Annotated in this window: 2 protein-coding genes; both read right to left on the bottom strand. The window is 57.4% G+C overall.

Annotated elements, in window-relative coordinates:
* Positions 1–106: 106 nt before the first annotated feature.
* Positions 107–832, bottom strand: a complete 726-nt coding sequence (locus tag GOB83_RS14600) for a CbtA family protein (protein ID WP_095350653.1) — start codon at positions 830–832, stop codon at positions 107–109.
* Between the two features lie 30 nt (positions 833–862).
* On the bottom strand, positions 863–1,081 hold the full coding sequence (locus tag GOB83_RS14595; RefSeq protein ID WP_095350652.1) for a CbtB domain-containing protein: 219 nt from the start codon (positions 1,079–1,081) through the stop codon (positions 863–865).
* Between the last annotated feature and the right edge of the window lie 181 nt (positions 1,082–1,262).

Here is a 1,262-nt window from a genome sequence, read left to right as displayed (position 1 = left end):
CCGCAGGACGTATGGCCTTGTTCTGGCAAGGCCACACGCTCCAACAAAAAAGGGCCACGCAGTTGCGTGGCCCTTTTTTTATACCGGCATAAAGGCTGTTCTAGCGTTAGCGCGCCTGTGCACGCGGGGACTGCAACAGTTTTTCGGCCAGTGCGCCAAAAATCAGCCCCAGAGAGGACCACATGACAAGCTGCATGCCAATGGCTGCCTCGCGGAAGCGCCAGAGCACAATGGCGGGGAAATTACCCGGGACCTCGTTAATGTCTGGCAGACCGAACTGCGCCAGAACCACAAGGGCCAGCCCCAGGGCAATGCCGCACAAGGCCGCGTTCCAGCGGCCCAGAGATGCCACCAGCGCCCGACCGACCAGCAGCGAGATCATGGAAATGGCAATGGCAATCCCCACCATGGCAAAATACATGGCTGTACGCAGGCCAATGGTTTCCTCCAGCCCCACAGCGGGTGGGTTGGGCGGATATTTAAGATCGGGGATAAGGACAAAGGTTAAAAAGCCAACACCCGCAAGCAGCAGCGCCAGTACGCGCGGGCTGGACAGGTTCAGGCGTTTGTAAGCCAGAGCAAACACAATGGCGAACGCGCCACCATAGGCCGCACCATACATGAGCACTGCGGTCAGCAGGCCATAGGATGCCTGCACCGAACGGCTGACCAGTTCGGGCTCAGGCGCGATACCTGCTGCGGCGTCCTGTGCGGATTCAAAGGCAATGGCCAGAGCCACCTGTGGCTCGCCAAACAGTTTGGCAAACACAAAGGTCAACAACGCAGCCACAATACCCGCGACCATGCCGCGGGCGAGAAGACGACCAACCATGAGATGAGTTCTTTCCTGACGCCTAGTTATTTAATGGCAGGGGAAGCCAAGAAGGTGGCGGCCGTCATGCACGAATTCATGCACGGAATGGCCAGAAATAAGGGAAGTGGCACCCTGTTCCGCACCCACAAAGTAAATCAGCAGTGCTGCCATGATCAGGCCGAACACGCCCCAGGGCAGAATCTCACGCAGGGGAATACCCGCATCGGCCACCAGTGCGGGGGCATTTGTATGAACGGATGTGTTCATGGTGTTATCCTTTTCTTTCTTGGCAAGGTGGCACAACGCAAAACGTGTGCGGGTCGGTCAGAAAAAACTGCGTACTCTCATGGTTGTCGTGGGTGCATCATAGAATTATGGCATCACACGGCAAGAGTTTTAACCGACGGTCCGCCATCCTCCTGCGTCATTCCCCCCTGCCTGCTGGGTC

Origin of the sequence: Acetobacter fabarum (assembly GCF_011516925.1) — a bacterium.
Classification (GTDB): domain Bacteria; phylum Pseudomonadota; class Alphaproteobacteria; order Acetobacterales; family Acetobacteraceae; genus Acetobacter; species Acetobacter fabarum.
The sequence above is the reverse complement of the archived record's forward strand: the minus strand, read 5'-3'. Positions and strand labels throughout refer to the sequence as shown.